The sequence below is a fragment of the Escherichia sp. E4930 genome (assembly GCF_005845405.1).
In the GTDB taxonomy this organism is placed as follows: domain Bacteria; phylum Pseudomonadota; class Gammaproteobacteria; order Enterobacterales; family Enterobacteriaceae; genus Escherichia.
The window spans coordinates 1-5,910 of sequence record NZ_VCDZ01000045.1 but is presented as its reverse complement, the minus strand read 5'-3'; the positions used below and the strand labels follow the sequence as shown (position 1 = coordinate 5,910).

6 protein-coding genes and 5 pseudogenes are annotated in these 5,910 nt (G+C 45.9%); 3 read left to right on the top strand and 8 right to left on the bottom strand.

Going from position 1 to position 5,910, the window contains the following annotated elements; genetic code table 11:
- The 7 genes and pseudogenes from istA to FFT88_RS24235 all read right to left on the bottom strand — a co-directional run.
- A pseudogene (gene istA / locus FFT88_RS24265) lies at nucleotides 1–530 on the bottom strand (IS21-like element IS21 family transposase); the annotation flags it as partial.
- A gap of 81 nt (nucleotides 531–611) precedes the next feature.
- The gene (locus tag FFT88_RS24260; RefSeq protein WP_240731100.1) at nucleotides 612–1,058 is read right to left on the bottom strand and encodes a S8 family serine peptidase; all 447 of its coding nucleotides are present in this window, start codon (nucleotides 1,056–1,058) and stop codon (nucleotides 612–614) included.
- A 442-nt stretch (nucleotides 1,059–1,500) separates the two neighbouring features.
- Nucleotides 1,501–1,850 (bottom strand): annotated as a pseudogene (gene tnpB, locus FFT88_RS24255) (IS66 family insertion sequence element accessory protein TnpB).
- 89 nt (nucleotides 1,851–1,939) lie between these two features.
- Nucleotides 1,940–2,209, bottom strand: coding sequence for a transposase (locus FFT88_RS24250; RefSeq protein ID WP_240731099.1), 270 nt, complete (start codon nucleotides 2,207–2,209; stop codon nucleotides 1,940–1,942).
- Between the two features lie 178 nt (nucleotides 2,210–2,387).
- Nucleotides 2,388–3,011: an ion channel gene (locus tag FFT88_RS24245; protein WP_135405982.1), complete on the bottom strand. Its 624-nt coding sequence runs from the start codon at nucleotides 3,009–3,011 to the stop codon at nucleotides 2,388–2,390.
- 179 nt (nucleotides 3,012–3,190) lie between these two features.
- Nucleotides 3,191–3,274 (bottom strand): annotated as a pseudogene (locus FFT88_RS24240) (sulfite reductase); the annotation flags it as partial.
- A 28-nt stretch (nucleotides 3,275–3,302) separates the two neighbouring features.
- Nucleotides 3,303–3,725: pseudogene (locus tag FFT88_RS24235) on the bottom strand (sulfite reductase); the annotation flags it as partial.
- Nucleotides 3,726–4,123: 398 nt separating this feature from the next.
- On the opposite strand from FFT88_RS24235, the gene FFT88_RS24230 reads away from it, so the two are divergent.
- Entirely contained in the window at nucleotides 4,124–4,747 is a 624-nt protein-coding gene (locus FFT88_RS24230) for a DNA-binding protein (RefSeq protein ID WP_135405980.1), read from the top strand.
- 97 nt (nucleotides 4,748–4,844) lie between these two features.
- The gene (locus tag FFT88_RS24225; RefSeq protein WP_000124171.1) at nucleotides 4,845–5,078 is read left to right on the top strand and encodes a hypothetical protein; all 234 of its coding nucleotides are present in this window, start codon (nucleotides 4,845–4,847) and stop codon (nucleotides 5,076–5,078) included.
- A gap of 19 nt (nucleotides 5,079–5,097) precedes the next feature.
- Here the strand turns inward: FFT88_RS24225 and FFT88_RS24220 are convergent, their stop codons facing one another.
- Nucleotides 5,098–5,307: a DUF4222 domain-containing protein gene (locus tag FFT88_RS24220; RefSeq protein WP_135405979.1), complete on the bottom strand. Its 210-nt coding sequence runs from the start codon at nucleotides 5,305–5,307 to the stop codon at nucleotides 5,098–5,100.
- Nucleotides 5,308–5,813: 506 nt separating this feature from the next.
- Between FFT88_RS24220 and FFT88_RS25760 the strand changes: the two are divergent.
- A pseudogene (locus tag FFT88_RS25760) lies at nucleotides 5,814–5,910 on the top strand (type VI secretion system contractile sheath small subunit); the annotation flags it as partial.

The window sequence follows — 5,910 nt, the reverse complement described above, 5'->3', positions numbered from 1 at the left end:
CAACCACCGAAGTAGCGGAAGGCGCGAACCAGTGATTCGTAGGTATGCTCAGCATCCTGTTTTGGTGCGGCGAAGACATGGAAGCGGCGGGAGAACCCCAGCGTATTAACCGCAAAGTTAACTTTGCACCGTTGCCCGGCAACCTCCACCTCAACTTCGCCCCAGTCGTGCTGGAGCTGGTATCCAGGCTGAGTTTCGAAGCGAACTGTTCTTTTTGACGGACGCATTTTACGTTTGGGCTGGATGTAGTAACGCAGCATGGAACGTCCGCCCGTATAGCCCATTGCCTTAATCTCCGCGAAGATAACCTCGCTATTCCAGACATTCTCTGCCAGGCGCATGTCGATGTAATCCATAAACGGTTTCAGCTTAACCATTTTGTGGCGGGTTTTTCTGGCTGGCGGTTCAGGGTATTTGAGATAGCGTCTGACCGTTCGTTCAGAGCAACCAATCTGAGCCGCAATATCGACAATGTACGCGCCCTGCTGGCGCATTTGCTTTATCATGTAAAAGTCCTCTCTGCTCAGCATGTTGATGTCCTTTTGGGTGTGAGAACCTTAAGGAAACAACATGTTGGGTGGAGCGGACAATCCAAATGGTGAATTACCGTCTTATATCACTGGCGCTAACACCGGAATATTGCCAGTGGTGAGTGTCGCACCAAATGCCACGCCGTGCATTCCGGTACCGTCCCGTCTGGCTGCAGCAATGCCTGCAACATGCACTCCGTGACTTTCGAAAGAAATACTTCCGTCTTCTTCGGTTTCAAAATCATAAGGTAAATGGCCGGAAAGCTGTGAAAGTTTGCCGTTAAACTCAGGGTGCTGAAATAACTTTGCGTCCAGTACACCAATGTTGATCCCATATCCACTATATCCGCGGGCATAAGCATACTGTGCATTAATCGCTTCCAGTCCCCACTGGTTGTTGAATTCGGGAGTCTGCCAGTGTGGCAGGTTGTCGGTTCCCTGATAATTATTTCCTGCGGCCAGTATAATGGCAGGAAAAAACAGGCAACACACTGAAGCACACAAAATCGGACCTGAATGAATTTTCATGTTTTATCCTTAACATCAAGTCTGAGCTCACCCGGTAATCGTGATTACCGCACTGTCTGTAGCCATCATCTGATGAAACATTTTGAAATATACAAAGATAAACGTTAACAAAAGCTAAATGCTGTACAGTTTCTGCCTGCAATCCAGCCACTTTAATGGCTTGTAAGTGGCATACAGGGCGGCACGAAGAAGCTATATTCGACGCAGCCAGTTACTCAGGTGACTGGTGGCACTAATCCATCCCCTGACTCTGTCAGGCTCTGCTTTTGCTGAAGGAAGAATGTGAGTTCATTCAGTCCTTTTAACTTCGGTGGGTGAGCGGTACAGTGCCCGTGATGTTCAGGGGGGGGCAGCGCCAGTGATATAAAACGGTAATGGGGATGCGAATGAGAATGAGGTATTTCTGACTCATGACCGTTTTTATGATGCGGTCAGGAGTTTTTTACAACATTGTCAGTGAGTTAAGGCGAGATGTTTTTGGCTGACGCCAGTCCAGCTTATCGAGGTGTATTGCCAGCTGCGAGCGGGTAATGGATACCTTGCCTTCACGTACCGATGACCAGATAAACTGGCCTTCTTCCAGGCGTTTGGTGAACAGGCACAGACCATCAGCATCAGCCCACAGGATTTTAACGGTGTCACCCGTCGGCTACGAAAGATGAACAGGTGACCGGAGAAGGGGGGCTCATCCAGCACATGCTGTATCTGTTCTCCCAGGCCGTTGAAAGATTTACACATATCGGTAACGCTGGCAACCAGCCAGATGCGGGTGCCTGATGGAAGTGAGATCATCGTCCCCTCCCGCTCAGTTCACGGTTCAACACCGTGAACAGCTCTGGTGAAGGATTTTTCAGCGTCATTTTACCGTGATGGAACTCGATCTAACAGGAACTGGTACTGATTGTGTTTTGTGAAGGAGTGGATAAAAGCGGAGTAAGAGCCGCCATAGGCTCTTTCTGCTCATCCGGCGTTATCTCCACAGGTAATAATTCAACGCCAGAGTCAGAAGAGGTCGTTACCGGAAGACGCCGCGAAACACGTCTTTCGTTCTGCCATAGTCTGAGCCATTTGAACAGCAGGTTATCATTGATATCGTGTTCCCGGGCAATACGGGCAACAGAGGCTCCTGGTTGTGAACACAGTTTAACCATTTGAAGTTTAAACTTATTTTAAAATGATCTGCGGGGTTCTGCGGATAATGTTACAGGTGCCCGCTAGTTTGAAAAGGTGGGCACCTACGTTACCAATACTGGCTTAATGGCTACATACGGCGGTCAGTTTACGCTTACCAATAATTTATTAATTCATCAATGATATAATTTAAGCAGATTATTTTTCCGATATAGAAAGTCCGCTTACGATACGGGAAATAAAAATCAGAGAGTAAATATAGCCCATGAGGATCATCAGTATAGTGGCATTACGGGCAGGCCAGCTGACGGCCACAATATCACCATACCCTACCGTCAAAATACTTATAAATGAGTAGTAAAAGAGTTCGTTCATCATCTGCAGTTTGTCCTGTGACAATCCCCGAAACGCACCGGGCATATAACTTTCTATCGCAGAGAACATAAAAAATCCCATATATCCAATAAGCAAAAAACCACTCAATGCAGCGCAAACTGATTCTGTATTTATTTTGGCAGAGAAAATCACCTGGCGGAACACTATCACGGACAGTATGAAGAAAAAAAACAGATAGCTTACATAATACAATAATGTCATTGAACTGATGTTGTGTAACCAATGTGTGATGGCAAAAATTATCAGTAGTATCATAAAAGAAACTATCTGATGGCGACGCTGCAACAGGTTAACTCCTGCAATAATTTGTAACACGACATTCAGATAGTATCCTGCTGCACTCAACGGAAATAGATTCAGAAAAAAGGTGTTCAGCAACGCAATAAAAAGAAAAGTGAATTTGTATTTTTTCATCATTAGTAGCATAAAAATGTACAGGTTTTTTTACTATTCTGTGTAAATATCTTTTTCAGAAGTGAGCGTCAAGGCAGTCGCCTGGTTCAATAATAAAATGACTTATTGTCATACACCAGCCCTTAAGGGGAAACAGCTCGCCAGAACCGTATTGATATTCATTGAGAAGTTAGATTAACTTTTCGGGACAACAGATCGCGTATGGCAGGGGCAAGCTTTTTGCTATATTTGAAATAAAGCTCAATGGCGCAGATTTTTTCTTCTTCAGTAAACATGTATCATCTCCTGAGAGTCCATGAAATAGTTTTCAAACCTTTGCGGGCACTCAATCAGAACAAAACGAATATGGTCGCGCAGTTGCTGATAACTGTAATCAGAATTATTCCCGTTTGATAAATACATATAATCCAGCCGTGACATGGCATTGATGTCACAGGCGCGGGCAAATATCAGCACCGGCATGGCATCCGTCTCCGCAATCTGGATAGTGTCTTTATTAAAATAAAAGAGCGTCTCTGTTATCGGTGAAATAACCGTATTGGGTGACATGTGGGATTTCTCCTGCCAGACCAGGTCATCCCATCCCCGGATGTGCTGATAAATAATGTTATCCGTATCAGCAAAACGCCCGCCGCGAAACTCGGCAGAAGGCGCCAGGACGCGCCATTGCGTGCTCAGTCGCCGGATTAACAGACTGAACTCTTCAGGCGTGATTTTAACCGCCATCACATACTCCATTACCTGTCAGTGAAGGATATATTGAGAAAATAACGATACTGTTTTTACGCTAACGCTGAAGCGTTAACAGTAACAACGGAAAAAACAGATTTTTGTTATCGTTATAATTAATAAGTGTTGCTTTAAGTACCCATATGGAATAACGCTGTTTTACGAAGTTTCCGGAACAAAAAATGCTGTTTCGTTCACGTATACGGTGCGGTGACGGGAACACATGGCGGCATGAAATATGCCGAAAACAAGCTGGCAACAGTGAGCGATTAACGAAGATATATGGCAGTGCAGAAGCAGACAGGAGTATCTGAACGGGCGATTTATGCTTTCCCTGTTCATCAGCGATTGATAAAGTTTTGCCAGCTGATTTTTTATACGGAATTCTTTTCAGTATGCGTACACGAGTTGACTATCTGGCGGATAAATACAGTTTTACAGAACTGAATGAATCTCCACGTCTTCGCCGGCAGTGGCAGGATGTTCTGGAGGAGTGCCGACAGACAGAGGCCGGGCCAGAAGAACGGTTGCGTATTGCTCTGCTGAATGTGGATTACGTCACCAGTTTTGAACTGCCTTTTCGCTTGCTGCTTACCCGGACACCGCAACTGATTGCCGCGCTGCGTGAAGAATGGGACATCAGCCAGAAAAATGTGGTGTTCAACGATAAACGGTTTGGCTGTGTGTACAGCCTGAAGGCCAGTCTTTCCGGTGTGCCGGATACATACCGGTATCATCTGTCTCATCGTATTCGTCGCGTGGTTGGGAATGAAAACACATCATTGCCATATCAGCAGGTTGCCCGGGCAGTGAAAGCGCCCCGTGAACGGCTGAAGTATGCGCTGGAGGCGGGGTTACTGGTGACTGCACTGGACGGCCTGTTCTGGTCTGGCAGTCAGCGTATTGCGGCTGATGTCCTGAGACTAAGACAGAGCGGAATGCCGGTGGTGACAACGACCGTGGAGGTGCACGATAACCTGACGGGAACAACCCGCAAAATACCGGCATACCATCTCTGATACAACCAGCAGGGGGGGAATATTGCTCTGGCAGCAGCAGTACGACATTCTTTATACTTTATCCCCGTGCCTGAAAACATGTGCTAAGGAAACGGGAATGGCAAGGTCCGATTACGATATTATCAATCTGTCTCTGGAACATGAACTGAATGAGTGGCTGGCAGAGAGAGGTTATGCCGGACTGGCGGATAACCGGAACCGCCTGGCAGAGGTGGTTACCCGGAAATTGCAGGACAGCTTTTATATCAACGTTTCCTGGGATGCGCTGAACACAGCATACAGTGAACACCCGGAGTGGTTTTCAGGGCTTGTCTCCGGGGATGAGAATTAATAAGTGGATTATGCTGCCATCAGGCAGTGTGATTGCCGGCAGGGGGTTCTTTCCGGGGTTCGGGTTTGAATTTTCCCAGGAAGTTGTACATCGGCCGCATGCAGGGATGCGGATAGCCGTCCCGCATAAACACCACCCGGGTTTCCTCAACACTGGTCACGGTGACAAGCGCACCATGATCGTCTCTGTATCGCTGATTGACTTTCGGTAATGGAATATCTTCTGACATAGATTTCAGAACGGTAACAGTTAACTAAAATTGCATGTGATATTGCTGAATCAGGAGTCTCTGCCTCCTGATGTGTTTTGTTAATCTTCTGTTTTTACTAAAAATCCCCTCACTCCTTCTTTCATTGCATTTTGTTGTGCTCTTCCTTCATATCCTTTCCGTTTTCCAGAAATCACTTCAATGATGCTGAATCGTTACTCATCGTGATTTTCCATGACCGGAATCAAAAAATGAACTTTTCTGACATAACTGGCTGTATTAAAAGCATTCACTGGAATAATTTCCTGCGGTTTTTCATTAATCATGGTTATAAGTTTTGCAATATGCTGGTTTTGCGATATCAAACAGAACAAAGATCTGCATATTTGAGTTATATCGATCGATATGTCTGCAATATTGAGATTTTACAGATCTTCGTCCTATAATGATCAAAATTAAATCAGTGCACAAGGGGAGGCATCTGCGGTGATGGAACCCCTGAGATGCAGGCTTCACAGGAGAGAGTCATGAGCAGTTCATTTCAGAATGAAATCCCGAAAGCAAGGGTAAATCTGAAATTAGACCTACATACAGGTGGTGGGCAGAACGAAAGTGGAGCTTCCG